The organism is Microbacterium sp. LTA6 (genome assembly GCF_045690355.1).
Classification (GTDB): domain Bacteria; phylum Actinomycetota; class Actinomycetes; order Actinomycetales; family Microbacteriaceae; genus Microbacterium.
In genome coordinates this window covers 44,983-71,372 of sequence record NZ_CP147855.1, presented here as the reverse complement: position 1 = coordinate 71,372, position 26,390 = coordinate 44,983, and the positions used below count along the sequence as shown (strand labels likewise).

Here is a 26,390-nt window from a genome sequence, read left to right as displayed (position 1 = left end):
GGGCGGGGGAGCGACATCATCAGCGCGGCGGATGCGTGTCCGAAGACCGCGGTGCATAGGCGGCGGCGAGTTCGGCGGCGAAGTCATCGTGCCAGTCCCGCGCTCCCTGCCATCGGGCGGTGAGAGCGGGGGAGCCGTGGATGTGCCCCTCGCCGATTCGAAGGACGACAGCCACTCCCGACTCACGCAGAGCGCGGGCGTAGGCGACGGCGCCGTCGAGGAGCGGATCGAATTCGGCTGCGAGGATCAACGCGGGCGCGAGGCCGCGGTGGTCCGCCGCGTCCAGCGGTGAGGCCGCCGCGTGGGGAGCGCCGGCGCGGTACACATCGGCGATGCGCTCGGCGTCCTCCATGCCCGATGCGCGGCGGTACCGCTGCATCGACGCACCGAAGGTGCGCAGCGCGGCAGGCAGCACCTCGAGTGCCTGATGGTGCAGCGCGCGTCCGGCGTCGCGCTCGCGGAGGGCTGTGGACGCCGCGATGGTCGCGCCGGCGGAATTGCCTCCGATGCCGAGCCGATCGACGTCGACGCCGAGCTCGTCGGCGCGCGAGCGCAGCGCATGCAGCGCGGCGACCGCGTCATCCACCGGGGCGGGGAACGGATGCTCCGGCGCAAGGCGGTATTCGAGCGAGACGATCTGGACTCCTGAGCGGAGGGCGAGGGCTGCGCAGATGCGGTCGTTGAGGATCTCGTCGATCGACCCACCGACCCAGCCGCCTCCGTGCAGCCACAGCATCGTGGGTCCGTCGCCGATCGCATCCGCGCGGCGGAACCGTCGAGCGCGGAGCGGGCCGGCGCCGCCGCGCAGCTCCAGGTCGTCGATCTCGACGCCGTGCGGCGCCGGATCTGTGAACTCGAGCGCGACGAGATCGCTCACTCTCCGCGCCGGGCGGCGCCGCGCGACCGGGTCTGCGGCGGCGAGTTCGGGATGCGCTGCCGAGAGCTCCTCGACGCGCTGGATCCACTCGAGGACCGGCGCGCTGAGCGGCGGGAAATCCGTGCGGTGAGCGGTCATACGACGTCTCCATCGTGCAGCGTGCGCAGCTGTGAGACGAGGAAGCGATGCGCGGCATCCGCGGCGGGAACGAACCCTGTCGAACCGAGTGATCCGTGCGTCTGCCCGATGAATCGGATCGCCGTCACCGGCACCCCCGCGTGGGAGAGCGCACGCGCGTACGCCTCGCCGTCGCCGCGCAGCGGGTCGAGCTCCGAGGTGAGGATGAGGGCAGGGGGCAGGCCTTCGTGCGACGCGGCGAGCAGAGGAGAGGCGTAGGGCTCGCGGGCTGACGCCGCATCGTCGCCGACGTATTGCCGTACCAGGCTCCGTCCCGCCTTGCGCACGATCACTCCCGGCATCCTGGCGCTGATGCCGCTCATGTCGGCGTGACCGATGGTGAGGTCCAGCGCGGGATTCTCCAGTATCTGCAGTGCGATCGGGTGTCGGGTGCGATCACGGTTCATCAACGTCACCGCCGCGGCGAGGTCACCGCCCGAGGACGCACCGCCCACCGCGATCCGGCTCGGTGACGCGCCCAGATCCTTCGCGCTCGCATGCGCCCATTCGAAGGCCGACCAGCACTGCTCCGGTTGCGTCGGGTAACGCTGCTCGGGCGCATGCGCGTAGTCCGCCGCGACGATGATGATCCCGGCATCCCGTGCCCGCTCGCGGAAACGGGCATCCCACGACACCCAGTCGATCCCGGCGATCGTGAAGCCGCCGCCGTAGAAGTAGACGAGGATCGGCAGATCGGAGCCGGCCGGTGCCGGTTCGGGCCCCGGCCAGTACACGCGTACCCGCACGTCGGGATGCCCGACGACCGGGACCACGTGATCTCGCGTGGCGGTGCCGATCGGTTCGATCCCCAGCTCGGCGCTCACCCTGACGTCGTTCTCCTGCGCGACCCGCCGTCGTCCGGCCGGGTCGGCCGGTTCGGGCGCGAGCAGCGGAGCGATCCGCTTCTCGTGTGCGGCGACCGCGCTGTCGAGCAGCGGTCGGCGGAAGCGGGAACGTCTCGGCATCGGGCATCTCCTTCGATGGGCTGCGCACTAGTCTTGGCAATCGAAGAACTTCGATGAAGGGTGGATGTGGTCGAATGCGCGCACGCCCTGGACGCGTCACCATCTACGACGTCGCTGCACGCGCCGGCGTGAGCATCTCCACCGTGTCGCTGGCGGTGAGTTCTCCGCACCGCGTGCGGCCGGAGACCCGCGCGCGCATCGTCGAAGCGGCCACGGCACTGGGTTATCGCATGACGGCGGGGAGGCGGGTCGGCGCTGCGCGCATCGCCGTGGCCGCACCGTTCACGACCTATCCGTCGTATCTGCGTCGCCTGTCCGGGATGCTGCGTCGAGCCCGTGATGCCGCGGTCGACATCATCCCGTACGACCTGGATTCCGCAGCCGCCGCCGACGAGCCTCTTCTCGATGTCCTCCCGACGCGTGCTGACGTCTCGGGGCTCGTGGTGATGGGAGTGCCGCTCGGAGGAGCTGCGCGCCGTGCGAGCAGAGCGGCGCGCATCCCCATCGTGTACGTGGACGTCGTGCCGACGAGGGCAGACGTCGGGGGTCCCGTCGTACTCGTGGACGACCGTGACGGCGGTTCGCAGATCGGTCGTCATCTCGCGGAACTCGGCCACCGCCGGATTCTCTTCGTTCACGAGCCGCAGCGCTCGCCGTCTTACGTGTCGGCAGGGATGCTTCGCATCGAAGGGCTTTCGCAGCACCTCGACGTCACCGCCATCGCGGTCGATGGGCCCTCGTCGGTCGATGATCGGGTGCTCCGGGCGCGGACCGATGCCGGGGCCACGGCGATCGTCGCCAATCACGACCAGTTCGCCGCGGCGATCGTGTCCCGGCTTCGCTCCGCACGCGCTACGGCTCCGATCGCGGTGGTCGGGTATGACGACGGCGAGGTCGCCTCGGCGCTGGACCTCACCACTGTTCGACAGCCGTTCGAGGAGAGTGGCCGTACGGCACTCGAACTCGCGCTCGGATTGGCGTCGGGTGCGGCGTCGGCGCACGAGACGATACGGCTCGCCCCGCGACTGATCGTTCGCTCGTCGTCGATGCCGCCATCGCCCGTCGCCCCATCCGGAGGGGGCGCCTGACGAGAGACGCGTGTCAGCTGCGCGTAGCCGTGACGCGCTTCTTCTCGCGGATGTACACCTCGCGGCGAACCTTCGCGACGACATCGCCTTCGCGATCCGTGATGACCGTCTCGAACCATTCGAGCACTTTCGCGCCGCCGCGCGCCCGCTCGCGGATCTCCGCGACTTTCTCGGGGCTCACCTCGAACTCCGCAGTGAGAACGCCGCGTCCCGGCTTGAGGAACTCGATCTCACCGCGGGTGTCCCACACGACGTAGTCACGCCCGAGCTGGTGCATGACGAGCATGAAGAAGTACGGGTCGGTCATCGCCGACATCGACCCCCCGAAGGCGGTCTTGACGTAGTTGCGGGTGAGCACGTTGACGTGCAGCTCGACGGTCGCGTGCGTCCAGTCGTCGCTGTAGCGCCGGATGCGGATTCCGCTGAACAGGTTCGGGATCCAGAGACTCATGCCGATGGCCAGGCGGCGGGGGGTGACACGCATGTCGCCCATCTTGCCGAGCGGGTGAGGACCTGGTGCATTCGTTGGTCGAGATGCTATAAATATTCTAGTTGAACTAGAACAGTGCGAATGGAGTGAGATGCTGCTCACGATCGAGCCGCACAGCGAGCGCCCTCTCTTCGAACAGGTCGCGGCCTCCGTGCGCACCGGAATCGCCAGCGGAAGAATCCGCCCGGGTGACCGGCTGCCCGCCGCGCGTGAGATCGCTGCCGGGCTCGGCGTGAACCTGCACACGGTGCTCCATGCCCTCCAGAACCTTCGCGATGAGGGGCTGATCGATCTGCGTCGCGGACGCGGCGCCGTCGTGGCGCCCGCGGCCGACGCCCTCGCCGAGCTGCACGCCGACGTCAATGCGCTCGTCGCCCGCGCCGCGGCAGTAGGACTCACGCCGGACACCCTCGCCGCCCTCATCAAGGAGCACTCCTCATGAACATCTCGTCCGCGAAGACGACGCAGCGCCGCCGGGCTCGTGCGGGACTGCTGTGGGTGGGGCTGATCGTTCCGCTCGGAGTCATCGCCCTCGCCGCCGCGGTGATGTTCGCCTGGCTTCCCGAGATGCCTGATCCCGCGGCGATCCACTGGTCGGGTGCCGGTCCTGATGGATTCGGGCCGCCATGGGCGAACCTCCTTCTGCCGCTCGGCGTCGGCGTCGGGATGGTGCTGGTGATGGTGGCGCTCGGCCTTCTTGCGCAGCGACTGCCTTCGCACCGCGACGGCACCGCGACGCTGCTCCCGCGCAGCAATCACGATCCGAGTGCGACGGTGCGGCTCCTCGGGGCTGTGAGCTTGGGACTGTCGGTACTGCTCGCTGTGCTCGGCCTCGCCATCATGGGAGTGCAGCGAGGCCTCGACGATGCGCGGGATGCGCCCGACATCGGACCATGGGCGGCTCTGGCCTTCGCCCTGCTCGTCGGTTTCGCCCTTCTCGGCTGGTTCGTGCAACCGAGCTCGTCGAAGCAGGAGCCCCTCGACGCCACGCAGCACCAGGAGCCGTGGCAGGGGGGAAGCGCGGCTCCGCTTCCGCTTCCGGCTGGCGCACGCGCCGCCTGGTTCGGAACGTCGACGCTGTCTCGAACGGGCATCGTGACGATCTCTCTCTTCGTGTTCGTGACGCTCGGCGTGGGTGTCGTGCTTCTCGCGTTCGGCCGTGCCGGCGGATGGTTCGCGGTAGGCGTCGGGCTGCTCCTGGTCGTGATGCTGCTGAGCACCTCCGTCTTCTACGTGCGGGCGGATGCCGAGGGGCTGCATCTGCGCAGCGCGGTCGGATGGCCCCGCTATGCGATCGCCGCCGAAGATATCGCGGCAGTCCGCGCCATCCAGGTGAACCCCTTCTCGGAGTTCGGCGGTTGGGGGATCCGCTGGGGCGCAGACGGCCGCTTCGGCATCGTGCTGCGCACCGGGGAAGGCATCGAGGTCGCCCGCATCAACGGCAAGACCGTCATCGTCACCCTCGACGACGCGGTCACCGCAGCGGCAGTGCTCAGCGCCGCCGCGTCCACCGGAAAGGAACAGGAATGACGTTCTCCACCAACGCGCCGAGGACCCGACCTGCGTGGGGCGCGATTCTCGCGTTCGTCGTGCTCTCGTGCGCCCTCGCCTGGCTCGTCGCTCTGCCGCTCTGGCTCGGTGACGGGCTCGCGGAGCCGATCTCCGGCGTCCTGCTGCCGGTGATGATGTTCACGCCGGCTGTCGCCGCGCTCATCGTCACGTTCGCGATGCGGGTGCCGGCGCGCGGTGGTCGTGCGCGCTTCCTGGGGCTGTGGCCGCTGCGCCCCGCCAGACGAGTGGTCTGGCTCATGGTGCTGGCCTGGCTCGCCCCTCCAGTGCTCGTGGCGCTCAGCATCCTGCTGTCGGCGGCACTGGGCTGGGTGCAGCTCGACTTCACCTTCGCCGCGTTCGCCGCGGAGATCGGGAAGGCGCTGCCGACGGGGACGCCCGCGCCACCGGTCGGCGTGGTCGTGGTGGCGCAGCTGGCGTCGATTCCGCTCGCGGCGCTCTTCAACAGCATCTTCGCCTTCGGCGAGGAGCTCGGGTGGCGCGGCTGGTTGGTGCCGGCGCTGCGGCCGCTCGGCACGTGGCCGGCCCTTCTGATCAGCGGCGCTGTCTGGGGCTTCTGGCACAGCCCGATCATCCTGCTCGGCTACAACTTCGGGCGTACGGACATCACCGGCGTGCTCTTCATGATCGGCGGGTGCGTCGCCTGGGGGATCCTCCTCGGCTGGCTGCGCCTGCGCTCGGCATCGGTGTGGCCGGCCGTCATCGCGCACGGATCACTGAACGCCGCAGGCGGGATGATCGTGATCTTCGCCGCGGCCAAGCCCGACCTCGCCCTCGCCGGGCCGCTCGGGGCGGCGGGCTGCATCGTGATCGCTCTCGTGATCGTCGTGCTCCTCATCACGGGGCAGTTCCGGCAGCAGCCCGAACTCGCGGACGCACCCGGCCGGCTGCTGTCACCGCCGCGCTCTTGACGGCTGCGGTTCGCCGGGATTGGCTGGACCCATGCAATCGACACCTGCCGCCTGGGCGGAAGCGGACATCTACCTCGCCGACACGCTCGTCGGCCACGACCCCGCTCTGGAGGCCGCGCTCGAGGCGCAGCAGGCTGCCGGGCTCCCGAAGATCGAGGTCGCTCCTGTCGCGGGCAAGCTGCTGAATCTGATCGCACGGCTGAGCGGCGCGCGCCGGGTGCTGGAGATCGGAACGCTCGGCGGCTATTCGACCATCTGGCTGGCCAGGGCAGTCGGCGAAGGCGGCAAGGTCCTCACCGTCGAGGCGGAACCGGACAACGCCGCAGTTGCGCGAGCGAGTATCGACGCCGCGGGCGTCGGTGAACGGGTGGACATCCGCGTCGGTCGCGCCGCAGACGTCCTGCCCACGCTGGTCGGCGGATTCGATCTCGTGTTCATCGACGCCGATAAGGAGTCCAACACGATCTACCTCGACTGGGCGGCCAGGCTGGGGCATCCGGGCACCGTCGTCGTGCTCGACAACATCGGCCGCGAGGGCGAGATCGTGCGCCAGGACAGCACCGACTCGATGGTCGTCGGCACCAGGGACGCGCTTCGGATGCTGGGGGAGGACCCGCGCTTCGACGCGACCGCCCTGCAGACCGTGGGCATCAAGGGCTGGGACGGCATCGCGCTCGCGCTCGTCGTGTGACGACGGATCGTCACGCCCCGGGGTGGTGAGTGCGGGCGGGCTAGACTGGGCGCGGATCGACGTCGCTCCACCACACCCTTTCCCTGAGCAAGGAGCACATTCGTGGCACTCATCGAGGCTGTAGGCGCACGCGAGATTCTCGACTCGCGAGGTAACCCGACCGTCGAGGTGGAGGTGCTCCTCGACGATGGCATCGTCCAGCGGGCTGCCGTCCCCTCGGGTGCATCCACCGGCGCCTTCGAGGCGTACGAGCTGCGTGACGGCGACAAGACCCGTTACAGCGGCAAGGGCGTGCTCAAGGCCGTCGAGGCCATCATCGACGAGCTCGGCCCGGCCATCGAGGGCGTCGAGGCGAGCGAGCAGCGCGTCATCGACGAGATCCTCATCGAGGTCGACGGCACCGAGAACAAGAAGCGCGTCGGCGCCAACGCCATCCTCGGCGTCAGCCTCGCGGTGGCAAAGGCCGCGGCAGACTCTGCCGACCTGCCGCTGTTCCGCTACCTCGGCGGACCGAACGCGCACGTCCTGCCCGTTCCGCTGTTCAACGTCATCAACGGCGGAGAGCACGCCGACAACGGCATCGACATGCAGGAGTTCTTCCTCGCGCCGATCGGCGCCGAGACCTACTCCGAGGCCCTCCGCTGGGGCGTCGAGACCTACCACGTGCTGCGCGCCGAGCTGAAGGCCGCGGGCTACGCCACCGGCCTCGGCGACGAGGGAGGCTTCGCCCCCGATCTGCCGAGCAACCGCGAGGGCCTCGACTTCCTGGTCAAGGCGATCGAGAAGGCCGGCTTCAAGCCGGGAACCGAGATCGCCCTCGGCCTCGACGTCGCAGCGACCGAGTTCTTCAAGGACGGCGTCTACCGTCTGGACAGCAAAGACTGGTCAGGACCCGAGCTGATCGAGTACTACGTCGGACTGATGAACGACTTCCCGATCGTCACGATCGAGGATGCCCTCGCCGAAGACGACTGGGACAACTGGAAGCTGCTCACCGACGCGCTCGGCTCGAAGGTCCAGCTCGTCGGCGACGATCTGTTCGTCACCAACCCGGAGCGTCTCGCCGATGGCATCCGCCGCGGCGTGGCCAACTCGCTGCTGGTCAAGGTCAACCAGATCGGCACGCTCTCCGAGACGCTCGACGCGGTCAGCCTCGCGCAGCGCTCCGGCTACACGGCGATGCTGTCGCACCGCTCGGGCGAGACCGAGGACACCACCATCGCCGACCTCGTCGTCGCGACGAACTCGGGTCAGATCAAGGCGGGTGCGCCTGCTCGCAGCGAGCGCGTCGCGAAGTACAATCAGCTTCTGCGCATCGAGGAAGAGCTGGGGGATGCCGCGGTCTTCGCGGGCCGTTCGGCCTTCCCGCGCTACCAGGGCTGAGCGCAGCTGAGACAGACATAACACCGAGGAGGAGCCGTGGCACGACGACCGGCTCCTCCTTCGGCGTCTTCAGGCGCTTCGAAGGCGCAGAGTTCCAAGGCGCAGAGTTCCAAGGCGCCGAGTTCGAAACCGAAGCCCGCCAAGAAGAACGCCGCTCGCGCCACTTCGACCCGGGCGGCCGCCTCGCGTCCGGCATCCAGCCGAGCGGCGGCTGGCGGACAGAGTGTCGACGTGCGCGAGTGGGCGTCCGGCATCCGCCTCTCCGCCTTCTCGGTCATCATGCTGTCGCTGGTCGTCCTCGGCGCCTGGGTGCTGGTTCCGACCCTCGGCACGTTCATCGATCAGCGGCAGAAGATCGCAGCGCTCGAGGCCTCCGTCCAGGTCAGCGAGGACGAGATCGCCGCCCTCGAGCAGGAGCGCGAACGTTGGCAGGACCCTGCGTACATCACCACCCAGGCGCGTGAGCGCCTCTACTACGTCAAGCCCGGCGAGGTCGTCTATCTGATCGACAACGACCTCGATCCGGCCGCTCTCCCGCAGGAGCAGGAGGCCGTCAGCGACACCCTGGAAGAGAAGCCGGCGGACTGGATGGGGCAGCTGCTGCGCACGCTCACGTCGAGCGGCCTCGCTGACACGGCGGCCGTCACCCCCTGAGTGACGCTGAGCGTTCGCTCCGAGCATCCTCCCGGTTGCCTCCCCTACGCTGGACGGGTGACTACGCCGCCATTTCCTGCCCCCACGCCCGCTGAACTCGCCGTGGTCTCGGCACAGCTCGGCCGTCCGGCTCGGGGCGTTCTCGGCATCGCCGCCCGATGCGCATGTGGCAATCCCACGGTCGTCGCGACCACGCCGCGGCTGGCCGACGGCACCCCTTTCCCGACGTTCTACTACCTGACGCACCCGGCCGCGACGGCCGCCATGTCGACCCTCGAGGCCACCCAGGTGATGCCGGAGCTCGCGGCCCTTCTCGCCGACGATGAAGACATCGCCGCGGCGTATCAGGCCGCCCATGAGGCATACCTCTCAGATCGCGCCCAGTTCGGCGACGTCGCCGAGATCGACGGGATCTCCGCCGGCGGGATGCCGACGCGCGTGAAGTGCTTGCACGCGCTCGCGGGGCACGCGCTGGCTGCAGGACCCGGCGTCAACCCGATCGGCGATGAGGCGCTCGCTCGCTCCTCCTGGTCTGCCGAGCAGTGCCGCTGCGACGATCCCGGCGCAGCGATCCGGGTCGCAGGAGCGGCGACGGCATGAGCATGAGGATGCTGCGCATGACCGTCGCCGTGGCGATGGTTGCGGCATCCGTGCTGCTGCTGGGAGCGACGACCGCCCCAGGACCTGTTCCGGACAACCCTGCGGATCCGGTGCGCGCCTCCGAGTACTGGCTGGACGGCGCCCGCATCCGCGAAGCATGGCAGACCACACGCGGTAAAGGCGTCACGATCGCCGTGATCGACACCGGTATCGCAAAGGTGCCGCAGACCTTCGGCGACGCGGTCATCGGCGGGACGGACGTCAGCGGCAGCGGCACCCCTGACGGGCGGACACCGCTCGGCGCCGTCGACGGGAACCACGGTTCCTGGGTGGCATCGCTGGCCGCCGGACGAGGTGCCGCCGACGGCACCGGCATGATCGGCGTCGCACCCGAGGCGAACCTGCTCTCGATCTCGCTCGGCTTCGGCGCCGCGGCGGCCGTCCCCTTCGCCGAGCAAGTCGCGAAGGGGATGAAGTGGGCAGTCGACAACGGCGCCGACATCATCAACCTGTCGTTCACGACGAATACCCTCGAGTGGGACCGGAGCTGGGACGAGGCGTTCCTGTACGCCTTCGAGCACGACGTCGTCGTGGTGGTGGCCGCGGGCAACCGGGGGAGCGGCACGAGCATCATCGGCGCTCCGGCGACGATCCCCGGCGTGCTCACCGTCGGCGGGGTCGATCAGACCGGTACGGCGAGCATCGAGGCGTCGACGCAGGGCATCACGATCGGCATCTCGGCGCCCAGTGAAGGCCTTCTCGGCGTCTCCGCCGACGGAAAGGTGGCGTGGTGGCGCGGCACCAGTGGTGCCGCGCCGATCGTGGCCGGCATCGCTGCGCTGGTGCGCTCCGCGCACCCTGACCTCGACGCCGCCAATGTGATCAACCGCATCATCAAGACCGCGATTCCGGTGGAGGGCGCGACGAAGCCCAGTGATCCGCTCTACGGATACGGGCTGGTGGATGCCGCCGCCGCCATTTCCACGGATGTCCCGAAGGTCGACAAGAACCCCATGGGAGACCTCGCGGAGTGGGTCCGTCTGCACCGTCGAGCAGCGTCCGAACCGCAGCCGGAACCCGAGATCACGCCGGTGAGCGTGCCGCCGCTTCCCGCGGCGGAACCACCGACCGAACCCGGGTCTCCGTTGCTTCCCAGCGCCGAGTCATTGCGTTACGGTACCCTCCCGCTCATTGCGCTCACAGTCCCTGGTATCCTGGTGGGGCTTGGCGTCACCGCAGCTGCCCGGCGCATCCGCTCAGCGCGCGCGAGTCGCACGCCAAAATCCTGACTCCGAGGAGTTGTTCCCCTGTGCCTCAGAACAGCACTGTGCCCAAGATTCTGATCGTCGGTGGAGGCTACGCAGGTTTCTACACGGCGTGGAAGCTCGAGAAGCAGCTCCGCAAGGGTGAAGCCGACGTCACCATGGTCGACCCGCTGCCGTACATGACCTACCAGCCGTTCCTGCCCGAGGTCGCCGCCGGCTCCATCGAGGCGCGGCACTCGGTGGTCGCGCATCGTCGCCACCTGAAGCGGACTCACGTCGTCACCGCGAAGGTCACCAAGATCGACCACGCCAACAAGGTGGCCACGATCACGCCGACCGAGGGCGAGCCCTACGAGTTCGCATACGACCAGATCGTGGTGACGGCGGGCGCTGTCTCCCGCACCTTCCCGATCCCGGGCATCGCCGACAACGCGATCGGGCTAAAGACCATCGAAGAGGCCGTCGCGATCCGCGACCGCCTGATGTCGAACTTCGACAAGGCGGCGTCGCTGCCGGCCGGTCCCGAGCGCGACCGTCTGCTCTCCGTCGTCGTCGTCGGTGGCGGTTTCGCCGGCATCGAGGTCTTCGCGGAGCTGCGTTCGCTGGCATCTGCGCTGGTGTCGAAGTACCCGCAGCTGACGTTCGATGACACGCACTTCCACCTGATCGAGGCCATGGGGCGGATCATGCCCGAGGTCTCGCTGAAGACCAGCGAGTGGGTGCTCAAGGACCTTGCGAAGCGCGGTGCGAACGTGCACCTCGACACGCAGCTCACGGGCGCCGTCGACGGCATCGTCGAACTCTCCACCGGCGAGGTCATCCCGACCGACCTCATCGTGTGGACCGCCGGTGTGATGGCCAACCCGACCGTCGTCCGCGGCGGCGACCTCCCCGTCGAAGAACGCGGCCGCATCCAGACCCGCGCCGACCTGCGCGTCGGCACGGCCGACGCGATCGTCGAGGGCGCGTGGGCTGCCGGTGACGTCTCGGCCGTCCCCGACCTGTCCGGTGGCGGTGTCGGCGGCTACTGCGTTCCGAACGCTCAGCACGCGGTGCGCCAGGCGAAGCTGCTTGCGAAGAACATCGTCGCGGTCATCCGTGGCGAGGAGCCCAAGGAGTACTTCCACAAGAACATGGGCGCTGTCGCGGGTCTCGGCCTGTACAACGGCGTCTTCCAGTCCGGCAACCTGGCGCTGAAGGGCTTCGTCGCCTGGATCGCCCACCGTGGCTACCACGGCCTAGCGATGCCGACGTGGGAGCGCAAGATCCGCGTCGTGTGGGGCTGGGTGAACAACTTCTTCCTCGGTCGTGACCTGGTCAACCTCGAGACGGTGCAGAGCCCTCGTTACGTCTTCGAGGAGTTCGCGGCTCGCCCGCGTCCGGCCGTGGATGCGGCTCCTGCCGCCCCTGTCGCCAAGGCAGAGCCGGCCAAGGCAGAGCCGGCCAAGGTCGAGCCGGTGAAGGCAACCGTTGCTGCGGAGGCTGCGCCTGCGGCGAAGCCGGTGAAGAAGGCGCCTGTCAAGAAGACCGTGAACGCCGACGCCTGATCATCTGATCGCTGCGAAGAGCCCGTCCGAGATTCGTCTCGGGCGGGCTCTTCCGCGTATGCGTCGCTCCTCTGCGCCCTCGACGTCGCAGGAGCCACCACCTGATCGGCTACATTCCGAATATGCCCACTCTGTCGAAACACCTGACTCTGCGTGGCTGTTCGCTGGCTTTCTACGACTCCGGCGGTGACGAGCCCGCGGTCGTGTTCCTGCACGGCGCGGGCGCCGATCATGTCATGTTCTCTGCGCAGGTCGAAGCCGTCATCGCCTCGGGGCGCAGAGCGCTGATGCTGGACCTGCGCGGGCACGGCCAGTCGCGCCCGAACCTCGTGCCGATCACCGCTGAGAGCCTGGTGGCCGACATCGAAGAACTCATCGCATCAGGAGGGCTCGATCGCCCCGTGCTCGTGGGGCACTCACTCGGTGGCAACCTGGCGCAGGCGTTGGTGCGGAAGGCGCCGGAGGCGTTCTCCGGTCTGATGGTGCTGGACTCGACGTGGAACAATGGCCCGCTGACCGTGTGGCAGCGTCAACTGCTGCGCCTTGCGGCTCCCGCCCTCGCCCTCGTCCCGGCCGCTCGGCTGCCGCGACTGCTGGCGGAGGCCTCTGCGACCTCCGACTTCGCGAGGAGGGACGCGGAGCGGGCATTCGCGCAGGTCGCGAAGTCGGAATTCCTCGACATCTGGCGGGCGACGACAGCCTTCGTCGATCCTGACCCGACCTACCGGACACCCGTGCCGCTGGGGCTGATGCGTGGCGGGCTCGATCGTACGGGCAACATCGCCACCGCCATGCCCGCATGGGCGCGGCACGAAGGAGTGCGCGAGGTCGTCATCCCGGATGCCGGTCACATCGTGAGTCAGGATGCCCCGGACGCGGTGACCGCCGAGCTTCTGCGTTTTCTGAGGTCGATCAGAGCGCAGTAATCGCCAATCTGCTCGGGGCGCTGTCCTCAGTCGCCTCGCGCCGTGTGGCGGTCGAGGATCCGGGCCAGCGTCTCCTTCATCGTGGTCAGCTCCTGCTCGTCGACGGCGCCGAAGATGTCGTCAGCGACCTTCTGGGTGTACTGCTGCGCTTCCGCGAGAGCGTGCTGACCGGCTTCGGTGAAGTGCAGAATCGTCACTCTGCGATCCTTCGCGGATTGCTCCCTGGTGATGTAACCCGACCGCGCGAGGTCGTCGACGACGCGTACCATGCCGGTCTTGTCGGTCATCAGGTGCGCGACCAGATCGCGCTGGGTCTGCACGCCGTCGCGGATGAGGAACATCACGGCGATGTGCCGGCTGGTCAATTGCGTCGGCAGGAGTGCGGCGTTCAATTGCTTGGTCGCGAGTGCGTAGACCTGGTGGAGCAAGAGGCCCACTTCCGTGGGGAGTCGAACGTCAGTGCCTGTCATTCTCTGATTCTTCCGTAATTGAGTCCAAATGCAACTGTTCCAATTGGATCTAATTCGATACACTCGCTCCATGCCCACCGCAGAGAGCGAGCATCCTCCCGTCATCGAGCCCGTGACGGAGCGCCTGTGGCCGCTGTGGGTGTTCCGCGTCACGATGACGGTCACCGCAGCGCTGATGTTCGATCAGGCAGTGCTCGCCGGGCAGTTCATGGCCGGCGTCTACCCCGCCTTGGCCACCCACCGCGACATGGCGACGGTGACCGGCATCGCTGTTATCGCGACCATCGTCGCGGCGGTGCTCGTTCGCCGGCGGGGCGGAGGGTCGCGCTGGCCCATCGTCGCCACCTCCGCGCTGCTCGTGCTGATGGCGCTGCAGGCCTTCGCCGGATTCCGATCCATGCTGGGGCTGCACATCCCGCTGGGTGTGATGGTGATCATGCTGACGGTGGCACTCACCGTCTGGGCGTGGCGGAAACGGTGATGGCGGCGATCAATCGCCGCGCCTTCATCGGTGGAACGATCGGCGGAATCGTCGCCGCCGGTCTCGGTGTTCCCATCGCGTTGAGCTTGCAGAGCGCCCCGACTTCCACGGGCAACCTGCTCACCAGCCGGATCCCGCTTCCTGAGCCGTTCCGGCGTCGTCTGACGGTCCCTCCGGTACTCGCTCCGGTGCGCACTGACGCGAGTACCGACCACTACCTGGTGCGCCAACAGATCACGCGGTCGGAGATCATCCCCGGCACCATGACCGAGCTCTGGACCTATGGCGGCAGCTTTCCCGGGCCGACGATCGAGAGCCGTCGAGGCCGCAGCGTCATCGTCACGCACGTCAATGAACTGCCGGTGCCGACCGTGGTGCACCTGCACGGCGGGCGCACACCGGCCAAGAGCGACGGGTATCCGATCGACTTCGTCCTCCCGTCCGACATGACCTACTACAACCAGCAGCTCGCCCATCGCGACCACGCCTCCGCAGGACACAGTGCGATGACGGCAGGCGGCGACGTGAGCGAAGGCGAACGCACCTACGTCTACCCGCTCGAACAGCGGGCTGCGACCCTCTGGTATCACGATCACCGGATGGACTTCACCGGCCCGAGCGTGTGGCGGGGACTCGCGGGATTCCATCTTCATCGCGACGATGAGGAGGACGCTCTGGATCTGCCGCGGGGCGCACGTGAGCTGCCGCTCATGATCGTCGACCGGAGCTTCGCGGCCGACGGATCACTGCTGTATCCGAGCAGCGACCCCACGCTGGTGCATGAACCAGGGGTCATGGGTGACTACATCGCGGGGGTACTCGGTGACGTCATGCTGGTCAATGGAATGCCTTGGCCGGAGGCGAGAGTCGACGGCGTTCACCACCGGCTGCGCCTGCTGAATGCGTCGAACGCGCGGCGCCTTTCCCTGCGCCTGGATCCTGCCCCGCGCGGCGGGATCATGCAGATCGGCACCGATGGCGGCCTTCTCGACGCCCCGCTGACTCACGATCATCTGGTTCTGGCGCCCGCACAGCGACTCGACGTCGTCGTCGACTTCGGCGGTTACCCGCCCGGAACCGTCGTCACGCTCCGCAACGACTACGGCAACGGCCGCATGGGAGAGGTGATGCGCTTCGTCGTCGGGGATGCCGTGGAGGACTCCTTCACGATGCCGGATCGGCTCTCCTCCGTCGCAACAGCGGCGGAGACGGAATCCATCGCCACCCGAGCATTCCACTTCCGTGCCGGGGACATCGGCGAGCGGCACGGGTGGCTCATCGGGGGGCAGCCGTTCGGCGCTGATGAGATCGCCGCGACCGTGGCAGCGGGAAGCCTGGAGGTTTGGGAGCTGTTCGCAGATTTCCACCACCCCGTGCACCTGCATGGCGCGTCTTTCCAGGTGCTCCAACGCGGCAGCGAGGGGCCAGGAGCGTTCGACTTCGGCTGGAAGGATACGATCGACCTCCAACCGGGCGAGCAAGCGAGAATCGCCGTCCGATTCGACACCAATCCGGGAAAGTACGTCTTCCATTGCCACAACCTCGAACACGAGGACATGGCAATGATGGCGAACATTCTCATCCGCTGAGGCTCTGCACCGGGCGGAGGGGGCGTTCTGATGGCAGTCGAGTGCCCCCGCTGGGACTCGAACCCAGACTGAAGCGATTTTAAGTCGCCTGCCTCTGCCATTGGGCTACGGGGGCGTGCAACGCCAGCCTATCGACGACACAATGGTGCGACGCAGTCCCGACAGAGGTGATTCCGCGTCCATGAAGGTCGTAGGGTGGGGGAGTGCTCGACCTCACCGCCGAACTGAGCCCCCCAGTTGATGCGCGACTTTCCGTCGCCCCGGAGTGGCAGGATGCTGCGCGGTACTGGCCGCGGCTCTCCGATGCGACCGCCCACCTACCCGCTCCGGTGGCGGTGATCGATCTCGACGCGTTGCGATACAACGCGATGGACCTTCTCGTGCGTTCCGGCGGCCTCCCGATCCGGGTGGCTTCGAAGTCGGTGCGTGTGCGCGCCGTGCTCGACGCCGTGCTGCAGCTCCCGGGGTTCCGGGGCATTCTGGCGTTCACGCTCGCTGAGGCGTTGTGGCTGTCCGAGACGCACGACGACATCGTTCTCGGCTACCCGACCGTCGACCGACCGAGTCTGGAGCGGCTCGTAGCCGACGAGACTGCGGTGCGGCGGATCACGCTGATGGTCGACGATCCGTCTCAGCTGGACTTCATCGACAACGTCGCCGCCCCCGGGCAGCGCCCCGAGATCCGGGTCGCGATCGATGCGGATGCGTCGCTCCGTTCCGCTGCGCTGGGACACATCGGCGTGCGTCGTTCTGCGCTGTTCAGCGCCGGCGAGGTCGCGGCCTTCGCCAGGGAGATCGTTCGACGGCCGGGCTTCCGGCTCGTGGGTCTGCAGATGTACGAGGCGCAGATCGCCGGCCAAGGCGACGATGCCGGCGCGGACGCGCCGCTGATCCGGATGGTGCAGGCCCGCTCGCGCACCGAGTTGCGCGAGCGCAGGGCGGCGATCGCGACCGCTCTCGCCGAGATCACGCCCCTGGAGTTCCTCAACGGCGGCGGCACGGGTTCGCTCGAATTCACCGGGAGCGACGAGTCGCTCACGGAGGCGAGCGCCGGCAGCGGCCTGCTCGGCGGTCACCTCTTCGACGGTTACCGCTCCTTCCGCCCGGCCCCGGCGTCGGCCTTCGCTTTCGACGTGGTCCGTCGCCCGACCCGCGACATCGCGACCGTGCTCGGCGGTGGATGGATCGCCTCGGGACCGGCCCTCGCCTCGCGCCAGCCCCTGCCGGTCTGGCCGCAGGGGCTCCGGACGCTTCCCCGCGAGGCGGCCGGAGAGGTGCAGACACCGCTGCAAGGGCGCTCGGCAGCCCAGCTGCAGCTCGGTGACCGGGTGTGGTTCCGGCACGCGAAGAGCGGTGAGCCCGCGGAGCGGATCGATCGCTACCATCTCGTCTCGGGCACGGAAGTCATCGACGAGTTGCCGACGTACCGCGGTGAGGGGAAGGCGTTCCTGTGACGAGAATCGGCGGCACCTGGCAGAACTGGGCACGCACCGCGCAGATCACTCCGCTCCGCATCGAACGGCCGCGCACTCCGGAGGGCGTGCAGCGCGCGGTCCAGGCCGCGGTGTCGCAGGGGCTCACCGTGAAAGCAGTCGGCGCCGGACACAGCTTCACCGGCATCGCGGCGGCGCCCGGCGTGCTGCTCGAGCTCGACGACATGCAGGGTGTGGTGAAGGCGGATGCCGCCACCGGCCGCGTCACGCTGCTCGCGGGTACACGTCTGCACCGGGTACCCCGTCTGCTCGCCGCACACGGCCTCGCGATGGAGAATCTCGGCGACATCGACCGGCAATCGATCGCAGGAGCGATCTCGACCGGAACGCACGGCACCGGTGCCGCATTCGGCGGACTCGCCACCCAGGTCGTCGGCGTCACGATGGTCACCGCGACGGGGGAGTTCTTGCGGATCGACGACACGCAGAACGCCGAGATGCTGCCGGCTGTCGCCCTCGGGCTCGGAGCGCTCGGCATCATCGTCGAGGTGACGCTGCAGTGCGTGCCGGCTTTCGTCCTGCACGCGATCGACCAGCCCGTTCCCCTGGAGGACGTGTTGTCGACGCTCGACGACCATGTCGCGGCATCCGATCACTTCGAGTTCTACTGGTTCCCGCACACCGACGTCGCCCTGACGAAGCGGCAGACGCGGATGCCGGAGTCGACGGTGCGTCATCCGCTTCCGGTCGTCGGCAAGTGGATCGACGAGACGCTGCTCTCCAACGGCGTCTACCGCGTCGTCTGCGCCGCGGGGAAGGCGGTTCCGGCGATCACGCCGCCGTTCAGCCGTCTCGCCGTGAAGCTCACCGGCAATCGCGAGTACACCGACCGGTCGCATCGAGTGCTGACGCAGAACCGAACCGTGCGCTTCCGCGAGATGGAGTACGCCCTGCCGGCCGAGAACGTCGTCCCGGCGTTCCGCGCAGTGCAGGAGCTGATCTCGTCGCACGGATGGCGCATCGAGTTCCCTGTGGAGGTGCGATTCGCTGCCGAGGACGACCGCTGGCTCTCCACCGCGCATGGACGTGCCACCGGATACATCGCCGTGCACCGCTACTGGCGCGCCGGACACACCGAGTATTTCGGCGCCGTCGAGAAGATCATGCTCGAGCACGGTGGGCGGCCGCACTGGGGCAAACTTCACTCCCTCGACGCCGCGCAACTGCGAGAGCGCTATCCGCGGTTCGACGATTTCGTCGAACTTCGGGACCGCCTGGACCCCGAGCGCCGCTTCAGCAATCGGTACCTCGAGCGCGTGCTCGGCGACTGAGGATCATTCTCCGCGCGCCCCAGCGACGTACCCAGTCCACGCGCAGACTGCGCGACTAGGATGAGAGAAATTCGAGGAAGGGTGGCCTCCGCATGGAGTGGCTCGTGCCGGTACTGATCATCGTCGGAGTGATTCTGCTCATCGGAATCTACCTCTGGGCCACCTACAACTCGCTGGTGCAACTCAAGATCCGGGTCGATGAGGCGTGGAGCGGCATCACCGTCCAGCTCAAGCGACGAGCCGACCTCATCCCGAACCTCATCGAGACGGTGAAGGGCTACGCTTCACACGAGAAGGCGGTCTTCGAGAACGTCACCCGCGCACGCGCGGAAACACTGTCCGCCGAGAGCCCCGGCGCTGCCGGTATCGCCGAGGGACATCTGCAGCAGGCGCTGCGCAGCCTGTTCGCCGTGGCCGAGGCCTATCCGCAGCTGCAGGCGAGTCAGAACTTCCTCCAGGTGCAGCAGGCCCTCGTCGACACCGAAGACAAGATCCAGGCGGCCCGACGTTTCTACAACGGCGGGGTGCGCGAGCTGAACACCAAGATCAAGGTGTTCCCGAACAACCTCTTCGCCCGCGGCCTGGGCTTCACTGAGCGTGAATTCTTCGAGGTCGCCGATGCCAGCGCGATCTCCGAGCCGCCGCGCGTGCAGTTCTAGACCTCACCACACTGAGATCTCGATCCCTTCGTCGGTGACATCCACGTCGCCGCGCACCGCCCAGGTCTCGCTCCGGTAGGTTTCGGTGCGAGGTGTGCCGTCCTGCCCGGTGCCGGTCACGGTGGCGACGAGGATGCCGCCGTCTGCAGTGAATTCGTCTCCGTCGAGTTCGACGGTCGGCAGCTTCTCGATGCGGTACCGGACGCCGGACACCGCCGAGAACTCGGTACCCCACGGGATCCGGATGCCGCATCCCTCCGGCGGCGCGCTTCTCGTGATTCTCGCGCATTGCTCGAGGTGCTCGTCAACGAGCTCTTGAACCTGCTCGACGGACGCCGCCGTCACCTTCGGAGCTGGCGACGAATGCGGCGGTGGAGTCTCCACGGCGGAGGGCGCCGTCGAGGACTGCCAGATCCACACCGCGGCGCCACCGAGCAGCAGCACGGCGACGGCCGTGCCGATCACCCATCCGCGACGCCTCGTCATGAGGCGGTCTCCCGTGGGTGCACGTGCCGGGTCACCGGCGCTCCACCGAGGGCCTGAAGCGCCTGATACACGCTGTCGGCGGCGTCACCCCAGCCCGAGACCGAGACATGCTCCAGTCCCTGCCAGGAGGCCGCCAGCGCGAGCTCGGCGGCGATCGGTACCGCGTCCTCCGGGCGGGCCTGCGGCTCCCACCACGCGGACTGCACGCGCAGCGCTGAGGCGGCGCGATCGGCCTTGAGGTCGACGCGAGCCACGATCCGATCGCCGACGAGGACGGGAAGCGAGTAGTAGCCGTATCGGCGCTTGTCCGCCGGCACATAGATCTCGATCCGGTAATCGAGCTCGAAGACGCGCAGCGCGCGATCGCGGAACCACACCACCGGATCGAAGGGAGTGAGCACCGCAGCGGCATCCACCCGCCGGGGGAGCACGGCATCGCGGTGCCGCCAGGCAGGAAGCGGGCGACCGCCCCGCTCCCACCCCCGCACGCTGACCGGCATGAGTTCGCCGGTGTCGACGAGGTCGGCGATCGCGGCTGTCACCGCGGCGCGATCGCGCAGTCGGTAATAGTCCGCGAGGTCGGCCTGGGTGGCGACTCCCGACGACTGCGCCGCACGCCGCACAAGCTCGCGGATCGCGTCGGCACGCGAGACCTCCTGCGATCGGATGCGGTCGGGGATCACCTGCTCGGCGAGGGCGTATGTGCGCTCGAATCCGCGGCGTCCGCTGATCGCGACATCACCGGTGCGCCACATGTGCTCCAGCGCGAGCTTGACGTCATCCCAGTCCCACCAGGTGCCGCGCTCACGCGGTGCATCAGCACGGAGATCGGCCGGGCGCAGCGGACCGCGGACGCGAAGCTCGTCCTGCACCCAGCTCAGTGTCCGTGCGTTGGCGCTCACCCAGGAGTCCTCACTCGACCAGCGCCGGCGGAAGTCATCCATCCGGAACTGCCAGAGCGGCCAGTCCTCGACGGGGATGAAGGTGGCCTCGTGAGCAAGGTACTCGACATAATGCGTGGTGCGCGAGAGGAAGACCCGGTCGAGCAGAGCCGGATCGTAGGACCCGAGGCGGGAGAACAGCGGCAGGTAGTGGGAGCGTGCGAAGACGTTCACCGAGTCGATCTGCAGCACTCCGAGGCGGTCCATCACGCGATGCACATGACGCGATGCGACCGATGACGGGCGCGATCGCGTGAATCCCTGAGCGGCCAGCGCGATCCGGCGCGCCTGCGCGGAGTTGAGGGTCTCGGTCACTTCGCCAGCGTATCGGCGCCCGCGGACATCACCGGTCAGCCGGACCCCGCGGTCAGCAGTCGCCAGGACGTGCGCTCTAGACTGACCGGATGAGCGATCCGTTGCGACCGAGACTGAGAGACCTCTTCCGCCCGCGCCCGATCTCGACGGAGCGCACGGTGACGACCGAAGCCGACGAGGCCGTCCCATACGGGCTGCGCGTCGGGGCCGGGTATGCCTGGCGGCTGCTGATACTCGCCGCCGCGATCGGCGTCTTCATCTGGCTCGTCATCACGCTCAAGTACCTCGTGATCCCGCTCATGGTGGGGATCCTGATCACCGCTCTGCTCTGGCCGGCGTTCGAATGGATGCTCCGCCGACGGTTCCCGCGCTGGCTGGCCGTCGCCCTGGCGAGCCTCGGCACGCTGGCGATCGTCACGGGTCTGATGTGGCTCGTCGTCTGGCAGATCCGAGTGGAGCTCCCCGAAGTCCAGACGAGTACCGCTCAGTCGATCGAGAACTTCCAGACCTGGCTGCGCGAAGGACCGCTGCAGCTGTCCGGCGATCAGATCGCCGACTACCTCGCTCAGGCTCAGGTTCTGCTCGAGGAGCAGGGGCAGGCGCTGTTGTCAGGGGCGCTCGCCGTTGGGTCCACTCTGGGGCACGTCGTCACCGGCGCGCTGCTGTCCTTGTTCGTGCTGGTCTGCCTCCTCGCCGACGGCGGAGGCATCTGGCAATGGACGGTCAAGATCTTCCCGCGCAACGCCCAGCCCGCCATCGACGGGGCTGCGCGCAACGGTTGGAAGACCGTCGTCAACTACGCCAGGACTCAGCTGTTCGTGGCCACGATCGACGCGATCGGGATCGGACTGGGAGCCTTCCTGCTGCAGGTGCCGCTGGCGCTGCCGGTCGCCGTCCTGGTCTTCCTCGGATCGTTCATCCCGATCGTCGGAGCCGTCGCCACCGGTGCCATCGCGGTCTTCCTCGCGCTGGTTTACAACGGTCCGTGGATCGCGCTCTGGATGCTCGTGGTCGTCCTCGGCGTGCAGCAGGTCGAAGGACACATCCTGCAACCGATCCTGATGGGATCCGCCGTGAAGGTGCATCCGCTCGCCGTCGTCCTCGTGGTCGCCGGCGGTGCGATGATCGGCGGGATCCCCGGCGCCCTCTTCGCGGTGCCGCTCGCGGCATTCGTCAACGTCGTGGCCGTGACATTGACGTCCGGCTCTTGGCGAACCGGCGACGTCCCGCAGGGTGACCTGATCTGGAGCACAGTGCCGCGACAGCGGCGGAGGAGCAATCGATGACCGCAGTTCCCGGCCTGAACGAGTTCGAGGAAGCAGCACGCAGCCTTGCCGAGATGATCACCCACACGCCGACGCTGCCCTCCCGGGCGCTGTCGGACGTGCTCGGGGCGCCCGTCCTGCTGAAGATGGAGAACCTGCAGCGGACGGGGTCGTTCAAGATCCGCGGTGCCGCGTACCGGCTCTCCCGGCTCACCGCAGAGGAACGCGCACGCGGCGTGGTGGCGGCATCCGCAGGCAACCACGCGCAGGGTGTCGCTCTCGCCGCCCAGGCGCTCGGCATCTCGGCCACGATCTTCATGCCGCTCGGCGTGCCGGTGCCCAAGCTCCTCGCCACCCGCGGTTACGGGGCGGACGTCGTTCTCGAGGGTGAGACCGTGGCGACGTCGCTGCGCCTGGCGGCCGATTTCGCCGAGCGCACCGGGGCCGTCCTCATCCACCCCTTCGATCACCGCGACGTGGTGATCGGCCAGGGGACGCTCGGCCTCGAACTCCTCGAAGACGCACCGAACGTCGACACCATCGTCCTCGGCATCGGCGGCGGCGGCCTCATCGCCGGCGTGGCAGCCGCGGTCAAGGCGCGTGCGGCCGAGCTCGGGCGGGAAGTGCGGATCATCGGCGTTCAGGCCGAGAATGCGGCCGCGATGCCGCCTTCGCTCGAGGCTGGACACCCGGTCGACATCGTGACCCGCCCGACCATCGCGGACGGCATCCTCGTGGCGCGTCCTGGCGCCATCCCGTTCGACATCATCAAGGATCTGGTCGACGAGGTCGTCACCGTCTCGGACGACGATCTGGCGCGCGCCATCCTCGTGCTCCTCGAGCAGGCGAAGGTCGTCGTCGAGCCCGCCGGCGCCGCGGGAGTCGCTGCGATCCTGGCCGGCAAGGTATCCGCGACCGGTGTGACCATGGCCGTGCTCTCCGGCGGCAACATCGACCCGCTGCTCCTGCAGCGCGTCGTGTCGCACGGACTGGCGGCATCCGGCCGTTACCTCACGCTCCGCATCCCCCTTCCCGACCGCCCCGGCCAGCTGGCCCGCGTGTCCGAGCTCATCGCCGAGGCAGGGGCCAACGTCATGGAGGCCATGCACACCAGGCACGGGCACGGCCTGCAGATCAGCGAGGTCATCCTCGAGCTCAGCGTCGAGACGCGCGGACCCGAGCACTCCGAGCACACGTTGGACACGCTGCGCCGCGCCGGTTTCGAACCGGTCGTGGTTCCGGACTGAGCCCGGCGGCGCTCTATCGGCAGACGAATGCCCCCGGATCCGCGGATCCGGGGGCATTCGTGCGGATGGGGCCGGCTCAGCCGGTGTACGTCTCCACGTTGACGATCTCGACGGCGATCGACTTGCCGTTCGGGGCCTCGTAGGAGGACTTCTCGCCGACCTTGAGACCGAGGATGGCCTGTCCGAGCGGGCTGGCCTCGCTGTAGACGTCGAGGTCGCTGCCCGCAGCGATCTCACGGCTGCCGAGGAGGAACACCTCTTCGCCGCCGGCCACGTTCGCGGTGACGACGGTTCCGGGCTCGACGATGCCGCGGCTGGCCGGTGCCTCGCCGACCTTGGCCGTCTTCAGCAGACCCTGCAGGGTGCGGATGCGCGCCTCCTGCTTTCCCTGCTCGTCCTTGGCGGCGTGGTAGCCGCCGTTCTCCTTGAGGTCGCCCTCTTCGCGGGCCGCTTCGATGCGCTTCGCGATCTCCTCGCGCCCGGTGGTGGACAAGTGCTCCAGCTCGGCGACGAGCCGGTCATACGCTTCCTGCGTGAGGAAGGGAACCTGAGCGTCGATGGACATGACGAAGCTCCTTCTATCGGTATCCGCCGACGTCCTGCGGGGGATATGCCAAGACGCCCCGGCACGTGCCAGGGCGTCGTCTGTGTGGCACGAGTCTAAGCGACCCAGCAGGTGTTCACCAAACCTGTGGTGGCCGCCGCGACGGTGGGGATGGTCTCGGAAAGGCTCCGCGTATGGCCCTCGCCGGCCGGGATCTCGACCACTTTCCAGCCCACCACGCCGAACTCCTCGTCGAGGGCCTCCAGGACGCAGACCACGTCCTTGCCCTGTACACCGCTGATCTGGAATCGCAGGTCTACGCGGTGCGCGTCGACGAGATCGAAGCCCAGATCGTCGGCATCGACCGAGCTCATCGACTGGCTCACCGTCGACCAGCTGAGCGCACCGACAGCGAGCACGGCGATGGCACCGCCGACGATCCACGGCATCCGCCGCCGACGGGTGCGGCCATAGCGTTCGTCGAGCTCTCGTGCGGTCGTCACAGTGGGGGTCTTCCGGTCGTTAGGCTGGTGGTTCCAGGTTATGCGACCTGCGCACGAAAGGCGGACTCATGCTCGTTCTCACCGGGACCGAGACTCCGATGCCGACGCCGACCATGACGGTCGCGCCGGAAGCGGTCACTCCCGGATTCGTGGGCTTCGCCGTGATCGTGATCGTGCTGATCGCCGTGATCCTGCTGATCTGGGACATGAACCGCCGCATCCGTCGCGTCCGCTACCGCGAAGAGGTCAGGGTCGAGCTCGACGCCGAGCAGGCTGCCCACGCGGCTGATGAGGCCACGGAGACCGACGCAGATCTGCCGATCGTTCGTGAAGGCGACGACGACCCGCGCGCCACCTGATCAGCCTCCGGCGCCGGGCAGGCCGAGTGAGGGTGCCAGCGGATCCAGCGCGATGAGCAGGCACGCGAACCAGTGGCACAGGAACGCGAGCACCGTGCACACGTGGAAGATCTCGTGGAAGCCGAAGTGCCCTGGCCAGGGGTTGGGCTTCTTCATCGCGTAGACGATCGCCCCGCCCGTGTAGAGCAGACCGCCGATCACGACGAGCACCATCATCGTCGCGTTCGCGTACAGGAGATCGGCCATGTACATCACAGCCGCCCAACCGAGCACGAGGTAGAGCGCGACGTACAGCCACCGCGGTGCATTGATCCAGAAGACACGGAACAGGATGCCGAGCAGGGCCCCGGACCACACCAGGATCAGCAGCAGTCCGCCCTTCTCCGGAGGCAGCGCCAGCGTCGCGATCGGTGTGTAGGTGCCGGCGATGAGCAGGAGGATGTTGGCGTGATCGATCCTCTTCAGCACCGCCTTCGTCTTCGGACCCCAGTCGAACCGGTGGTAGAGCGCGGAGTTGCCGAACAGCAGCAATGACGTCGCCATGAACACGGCAGCGGACCACTTCGCCGGAGCCCCCTGCGCGAGAGCGATGAGGACGATACCGGCGATGATCGCGACCGGGAAGGTGCCCGCATGGATCCATCCGCGCCAGGTCGGCCTGATCTCGGCCTGCGCATCATGCTGCGCTTCCGCCATGAGCGGCAGCTGAGGGACATCGGGCGGCGTAGAAGTGCTCACGTGCTCACTCTAGGCGTGCGACCATGCCGGGATCTGCACATACCGTCAGCATCCGTGCCACTCGCATTCAGCGTGGGCGCGATAGCGTAGGGAGGTGATTTCACGCGACAGCCAGGGGCGAGGGCCGCTGTACCGGCTCTACAGCAACCGGCTGCGTCGACACCTCGATCCGGCATCCGTTCCGCACCACGTCGCGATGATGATCGACGGCAATCGTCGATGGGCCCGCCAACTCGGCTATGACAGCGCCGCAGAGGGGCATCGAGCCGGAGCAGCGAAGATGCGCGAGTTCCTCGGGTGGTGCGATGAGCTGGGCGTGCGCGTGGTGTCGCTGTACCTGCTTTCCAGCGACAACCTGCGCAAACGCGACTCGGCGGAACTCGACGACCTCATCGAGATCATCGCGGAACTGGCAGAAGCGCTGTCGCGAGAAGGCAACTGGCGGGTCAAGCACGTCGGCAGGGCCGACATCCTTCCGCCGGAGCTCGCGCGCGTGCTCGCCGATGCCGAGGCCCGGACCCGCACGCACACCGGACTCCACGTGAACCTCGCCGTCGGCTACGGCGGACGCAACGAGATCGTCGACGCCGTGCGCAGCATCATCGCCGCGCACGAGGCATCCGGCGGCACCCTGGAAGACCTCGCCGCACACCTCACCCCCGAGATGATCGGCGAGCATCTGTACACCGGCGGACAGCCCGATCCCGACCTCGTGATCCGCACCAGCGGGGAGCAGCGACTCAGCGATTTTCTGCTCTGGCAGAGCGCGCACAGCGAGTTCTACTTCGTTGAGGCGCTGGGCCCGGATCTCCGCCAGGTCGACTTCCTGCGTGCGATCAGGGACTACAGCGACCGCGATCGCCGCTTCGGGCGCTGATCGGAAGCC

29 protein-coding genes and 1 tRNA gene are annotated in these 26,390 nt (G+C 68.1%); 20 read left to right on the top strand and 10 right to left on the bottom strand.

The window, feature by feature from the left end; all coding sequences use genetic code 11:
- Positions 1-19: 19 nt before the first annotated feature.
- Both LTA6_RS00390 and LTA6_RS00385 read right to left on the bottom strand, forming a co-directional pair.
- Positions 20-1,015 carry an alpha/beta hydrolase gene (locus LTA6_RS00390; protein WP_341975459.1) on the bottom strand — a complete coding sequence of 332 codons (996 nt, stop codon included), beginning with the start codon at positions 1,013-1,015 and terminating at the stop codon, positions 20-22.
- On the bottom strand, positions 1,012-2,019 hold the full coding sequence (locus LTA6_RS00385) for an alpha/beta hydrolase (RefSeq protein ID WP_341975458.1): 1,008 nt from the start codon (positions 2,017-2,019) through the stop codon (positions 1,012-1,014). The genes LTA6_RS00390 and LTA6_RS00385 overlap by 4 nt, the downstream gene beginning before the upstream one ends.
- Positions 2,020-2,093: 74 nt before the next feature.
- Here LTA6_RS00385 and LTA6_RS00380 point away from each other — a divergent pair, with 74 nt between their 5' ends.
- A complete protein-coding gene (locus LTA6_RS00380) occupies positions 2,094-3,107 on the top strand; it encodes a LacI family DNA-binding transcriptional regulator (protein WP_341975457.1) in 1,014 nt (337 codons plus the stop codon).
- 13 nt (positions 3,108-3,120) lie between these two features.
- On the opposite strand, the gene LTA6_RS00375 is transcribed toward LTA6_RS00380, so the two are convergent.
- Positions 3,121-3,591: a DUF4442 domain-containing protein gene (locus tag LTA6_RS00375; RefSeq protein ID WP_341975456.1), complete on the bottom strand. Its 471-nt coding sequence runs from the start codon at positions 3,589-3,591 to the stop codon at positions 3,121-3,123.
- A 97-nt stretch (positions 3,592-3,688) separates the two neighbouring features.
- Here LTA6_RS00375 and LTA6_RS00370 point away from each other — a divergent pair, with 97 nt between their 5' ends.
- The 10 genes from LTA6_RS00370 (at position 3,689) to LTA6_RS00325 (ending at position 13,143) form a co-directional block, all read left to right on the top strand.
- Positions 3,689-4,039: a GntR family transcriptional regulator gene (locus tag LTA6_RS00370; protein ID WP_341975455.1), complete on the top strand. Its 351-nt coding sequence runs from the start codon at positions 3,689-3,691 to the stop codon at positions 4,037-4,039.
- A complete protein-coding gene (locus LTA6_RS00365; protein WP_341975453.1) occupies positions 4,036-5,127 on the top strand; it encodes a DUF1648 domain-containing protein in 1,092 nt (363 codons plus the stop codon). The genes LTA6_RS00370 and LTA6_RS00365 overlap by 4 nt, the downstream gene beginning before the upstream one ends.
- Positions 5,124-6,077 carry a CPBP family intramembrane glutamic endopeptidase gene (locus LTA6_RS00360; protein ID WP_341975452.1) on the top strand — a complete coding sequence of 318 codons (954 nt, stop codon included), beginning with the start codon at positions 5,124-5,126 and terminating at the stop codon, positions 6,075-6,077. Before LTA6_RS00365 ends, LTA6_RS00360 begins: the two co-directional genes overlap by 4 nt.
- Before the next feature lie 31 nt (positions 6,078-6,108).
- Complete coding sequence (locus tag LTA6_RS00355) at positions 6,109-6,768, top strand: O-methyltransferase (protein WP_341975451.1); 660 nt, start codon at positions 6,109-6,111, stop codon at positions 6,766-6,768.
- A gap of 102 nt (positions 6,769-6,870) precedes the next feature.
- The gene (eno, locus tag LTA6_RS00350; protein ID WP_102192408.1) at positions 6,871-8,151 is read left to right on the top strand and encodes a phosphopyruvate hydratase; all 1,281 of its coding nucleotides are present in this window, start codon (positions 6,871-6,873) and stop codon (positions 8,149-8,151) included.
- 231 nt (positions 8,152-8,382) lie between these two features.
- On the top strand, positions 8,383-8,805 hold the full coding sequence (locus LTA6_RS00345) for an FtsB family cell division protein (RefSeq protein WP_407358416.1): 423 nt from the start codon (positions 8,383-8,385) through the stop codon (positions 8,803-8,805).
- Positions 8,806-8,862: 57 nt separating this feature from the next.
- On the top strand, positions 8,863-9,405 hold the full coding sequence (locus LTA6_RS00340; RefSeq protein WP_407358415.1) for a DUF501 domain-containing protein: 543 nt from the start codon (positions 8,863-8,865) through the stop codon (positions 9,403-9,405).
- Between the two features lie 8 nt (positions 9,406-9,413).
- Positions 9,414-10,694 carry a S8 family serine peptidase gene (locus LTA6_RS00335; protein ID WP_341978483.1) on the top strand — a complete coding sequence of 427 codons (1,281 nt, stop codon included), beginning with the start codon at positions 9,414-9,416 and terminating at the stop codon, positions 10,692-10,694.
- 38 nt (positions 10,695-10,732) lie between these two features.
- Entirely contained in the window at positions 10,733-12,217 is a 1,485-nt protein-coding gene (locus tag LTA6_RS00330; protein ID WP_341975448.1) for an FAD-dependent oxidoreductase, read from the top strand.
- 122 nt (positions 12,218-12,339) lie between these two features.
- Entirely contained in the window at positions 12,340-13,143 is an 804-nt protein-coding gene (locus tag LTA6_RS00325) for an alpha/beta fold hydrolase (RefSeq protein WP_407358414.1), read from the top strand.
- Positions 13,144-13,169: 26 nt separating this feature from the next.
- Here LTA6_RS00325 and LTA6_RS00320 read toward each other — a convergent pair whose 3' ends face one another.
- Entirely contained in the window at positions 13,170-13,613 is a 444-nt protein-coding gene (locus LTA6_RS00320) for a MarR family winged helix-turn-helix transcriptional regulator (RefSeq protein WP_407358413.1), read from the bottom strand.
- 70 nt (positions 13,614-13,683) lie between these two features.
- Here LTA6_RS00320 and LTA6_RS00315 point away from each other — a divergent pair, with 70 nt between their 5' ends.
- Together LTA6_RS00315 and LTA6_RS00310 are read left to right on the top strand one after the other, a co-directional pair.
- Positions 13,684-14,094, top strand: coding sequence for a hypothetical protein (locus LTA6_RS00315; protein ID WP_407358412.1), 411 nt, complete (start codon positions 13,684-13,686; stop codon positions 14,092-14,094).
- Positions 14,079-15,683: a multicopper oxidase family protein gene (locus LTA6_RS00310; protein ID WP_407358411.1), complete on the top strand. Its 1,605-nt coding sequence runs from the start codon at positions 14,079-14,081 to the stop codon at positions 15,681-15,683. Before LTA6_RS00315 ends, LTA6_RS00310 begins: the two co-directional genes overlap by 16 nt.
- A gap of 42 nt (positions 15,684-15,725) precedes the next feature.
- On the opposite strand, the gene LTA6_RS00305 is transcribed toward LTA6_RS00310, so the two are convergent.
- Positions 15,726-15,798: transfer RNA gene (locus LTA6_RS00305), tRNA-Leu, on the bottom strand.
- An 88-nt stretch (positions 15,799-15,886) separates the two neighbouring features.
- On the opposite strand from LTA6_RS00305, the gene LTA6_RS00300 reads away from it, so the two are divergent.
- The 3 genes from LTA6_RS00300 to LTA6_RS00290 all read left to right on the top strand — a co-directional run bounded on the left by LTA6_RS00300 (position 15,887) and on the right by LTA6_RS00290 (position 19,106).
- Positions 15,887-17,137: an alanine racemase gene (locus LTA6_RS00300; RefSeq protein ID WP_341975443.1), complete on the top strand. Its 1,251-nt coding sequence runs from the start codon at positions 15,887-15,889 to the stop codon at positions 17,135-17,137.
- Complete coding sequence (locus LTA6_RS00295) at positions 17,134-18,447, top strand: D-arabinono-1,4-lactone oxidase (protein WP_341975442.1); 1,314 nt, start codon at positions 17,134-17,136, stop codon at positions 18,445-18,447. Before LTA6_RS00300 ends, LTA6_RS00295 begins: the two co-directional genes overlap by 4 nt.
- 92 nt (positions 18,448-18,539) lie before the next feature.
- Entirely contained in the window at positions 18,540-19,106 is a 567-nt protein-coding gene (locus LTA6_RS00290; RefSeq protein ID WP_341975441.1) for a LemA family protein, read from the top strand.
- A 3-nt stretch (positions 19,107-19,109) separates the two neighbouring features.
- Here the strand turns inward: LTA6_RS00290 and LTA6_RS00285 are convergent, their stop codons facing one another.
- Positions 19,110-19,592 carry a hypothetical protein gene (locus tag LTA6_RS00285; protein ID WP_341975440.1) on the bottom strand — a complete coding sequence of 161 codons (483 nt, stop codon included), beginning with the start codon at positions 19,590-19,592 and terminating at the stop codon, positions 19,110-19,112.
- Complete coding sequence (locus LTA6_RS00280) at positions 19,589-20,848, bottom strand: DNA glycosylase AlkZ-like family protein (protein ID WP_341975439.1); 1,260 nt, start codon at positions 20,846-20,848, stop codon at positions 19,589-19,591. The genes LTA6_RS00285 and LTA6_RS00280 overlap by 4 nt, the downstream gene beginning before the upstream one ends.
- Before the next feature lie 89 nt (positions 20,849-20,937).
- On the opposite strand from LTA6_RS00280, the gene LTA6_RS00275 reads away from it, so the two are divergent.
- Both LTA6_RS00275 and ilvA read left to right on the top strand, forming a co-directional pair.
- Positions 20,938-22,134 carry an AI-2E family transporter gene (locus LTA6_RS00275; RefSeq protein WP_341975438.1) on the top strand — a complete coding sequence of 399 codons (1,197 nt, stop codon included), beginning with the start codon at positions 20,938-20,940 and terminating at the stop codon, positions 22,132-22,134.
- The gene (ilvA, locus tag LTA6_RS00270; RefSeq protein ID WP_341975437.1) at positions 22,131-23,360 is read left to right on the top strand and encodes a threonine ammonia-lyase; all 1,230 of its coding nucleotides are present in this window, start codon (positions 22,131-22,133) and stop codon (positions 23,358-23,360) included. Before LTA6_RS00275 ends, ilvA begins: the two co-directional genes overlap by 4 nt.
- A gap of 76 nt (positions 23,361-23,436) precedes the next feature.
- On the opposite strand, the gene greA is transcribed toward ilvA, so the two are convergent.
- A complete protein-coding gene (greA, locus tag LTA6_RS00265) occupies positions 23,437-23,925 on the bottom strand; it encodes a transcription elongation factor GreA (protein WP_102192396.1) in 489 nt (162 codons plus the stop codon).
- 95 nt (positions 23,926-24,020) lie between these two features.
- Complete coding sequence (locus LTA6_RS00260; protein ID WP_341975435.1) at positions 24,021-24,407, bottom strand: DUF4307 domain-containing protein; 387 nt, start codon at positions 24,405-24,407, stop codon at positions 24,021-24,023.
- Between the two features lie 68 nt (positions 24,408-24,475).
- Here LTA6_RS00260 and LTA6_RS00255 point away from each other — a divergent pair, with 68 nt between their 5' ends.
- Positions 24,476-24,766, top strand: coding sequence for a hypothetical protein (locus tag LTA6_RS00255; RefSeq protein WP_341975434.1), 291 nt, complete (start codon positions 24,476-24,478; stop codon positions 24,764-24,766).
- Here the strand turns inward: LTA6_RS00255 and LTA6_RS00250 are convergent, their stop codons facing one another.
- Positions 24,767-25,462 (bottom strand): hemolysin III family protein, encoded by a 696-nt coding sequence (locus tag LTA6_RS00250; protein ID WP_341978481.1) that lies wholly within the window; start codon positions 25,460-25,462, stop codon positions 24,767-24,769.
- Positions 25,463-25,601: 139 nt separating this feature from the next.
- Here LTA6_RS00250 and LTA6_RS00245 point away from each other — a divergent pair, with 139 nt between their 5' ends.
- On the top strand, positions 25,602-26,381 hold the full coding sequence (locus tag LTA6_RS00245) for an isoprenyl transferase (protein ID WP_341978479.1): 780 nt from the start codon (positions 25,602-25,604) through the stop codon (positions 26,379-26,381).
- The last annotated feature ends 9 nt before the right edge of the window (positions 26,382-26,390 follow it).

Bases quoted from the DNA above. Each gene is read 5' to 3' on its own strand.
- LTA6_RS00390 (WP_341975459.1), bottom strand. From the start codon at position 1,015: ATGACCGCTCACCGCACGGATTTCCCGCCGCTCAGCGCGCCGGTCCTC.
- LTA6_RS00385 (WP_341975458.1), bottom strand. From the start codon at position 2,019: ATGCCGAGACGTTCCCGCTTCCGCCGACCGCTGCTCGACAGCGCGGTC.
- LTA6_RS00380 (WP_341975457.1), top strand. From the start codon at position 2,094: ATGCGCGCACGCCCTGGACGCGTCACCATCTACGACGTCGCTGCACGC.
- LTA6_RS00375 (WP_341975456.1), bottom strand. From the start codon at position 3,591: ATGCGTGTCACCCCCCGCCGCCTGGCCATCGGCATGAGTCTCTGGATC.
- LTA6_RS00370 (WP_341975455.1), top strand. From the start codon at position 3,689: ATGCTGCTCACGATCGAGCCGCACAGCGAGCGCCCTCTCTTCGAACAG.
- LTA6_RS00365 (WP_341975453.1), top strand. From the start codon at position 4,036: ATGAACATCTCGTCCGCGAAGACGACGCAGCGCCGCCGGGCTCGTGCG.
- LTA6_RS00360 (WP_341975452.1), top strand. From the start codon at position 5,124: ATGACGTTCTCCACCAACGCGCCGAGGACCCGACCTGCGTGGGGCGCG.
- LTA6_RS00355 (WP_341975451.1), top strand. From the start codon at position 6,109: ATGCAATCGACACCTGCCGCCTGGGCGGAAGCGGACATCTACCTCGCC.
- LTA6_RS00335 (WP_341978483.1), top strand. From the start codon at position 9,414: ATGCTGCGCATGACCGTCGCCGTGGCGATGGTTGCGGCATCCGTGCTG.
- LTA6_RS00325 (WP_407358414.1), top strand. From the start codon at position 12,340: ATGCCCACTCTGTCGAAACACCTGACTCTGCGTGGCTGTTCGCTGGCT.
- LTA6_RS00320 (WP_407358413.1), bottom strand. From the start codon at position 13,613: ATGACAGGCACTGACGTTCGACTCCCCACGGAAGTGGGCCTCTTGCTC.
- LTA6_RS00315 (WP_407358412.1), top strand. From the start codon at position 13,684: ATGCCCACCGCAGAGAGCGAGCATCCTCCCGTCATCGAGCCCGTGACG.
- LTA6_RS00290 (WP_341975441.1), top strand. From the start codon at position 18,540: ATGGAGTGGCTCGTGCCGGTACTGATCATCGTCGGAGTGATTCTGCTC.
- LTA6_RS00285 (WP_341975440.1), bottom strand. From the start codon at position 19,592: ATGACGAGGCGTCGCGGATGGGTGATCGGCACGGCCGTCGCCGTGCTG.
- LTA6_RS00275 (WP_341975438.1), top strand. From the start codon at position 20,938: ATGAGCGATCCGTTGCGACCGAGACTGAGAGACCTCTTCCGCCCGCGC.
- ilvA (WP_341975437.1), top strand. From the start codon at position 22,131: ATGACCGCAGTTCCCGGCCTGAACGAGTTCGAGGAAGCAGCACGCAGC.
- greA (WP_102192396.1), bottom strand. From the start codon at position 23,925: ATGTCCATCGACGCTCAGGTTCCCTTCCTCACGCAGGAAGCGTATGAC.
- LTA6_RS00255 (WP_341975434.1), top strand. From the start codon at position 24,476: ATGCTCGTTCTCACCGGGACCGAGACTCCGATGCCGACGCCGACCATG.
- LTA6_RS00250 (WP_341978481.1), bottom strand. From the start codon at position 25,462: ATGGCGGAAGCGCAGCATGATGCGCAGGCCGAGATCAGGCCGACCTGG.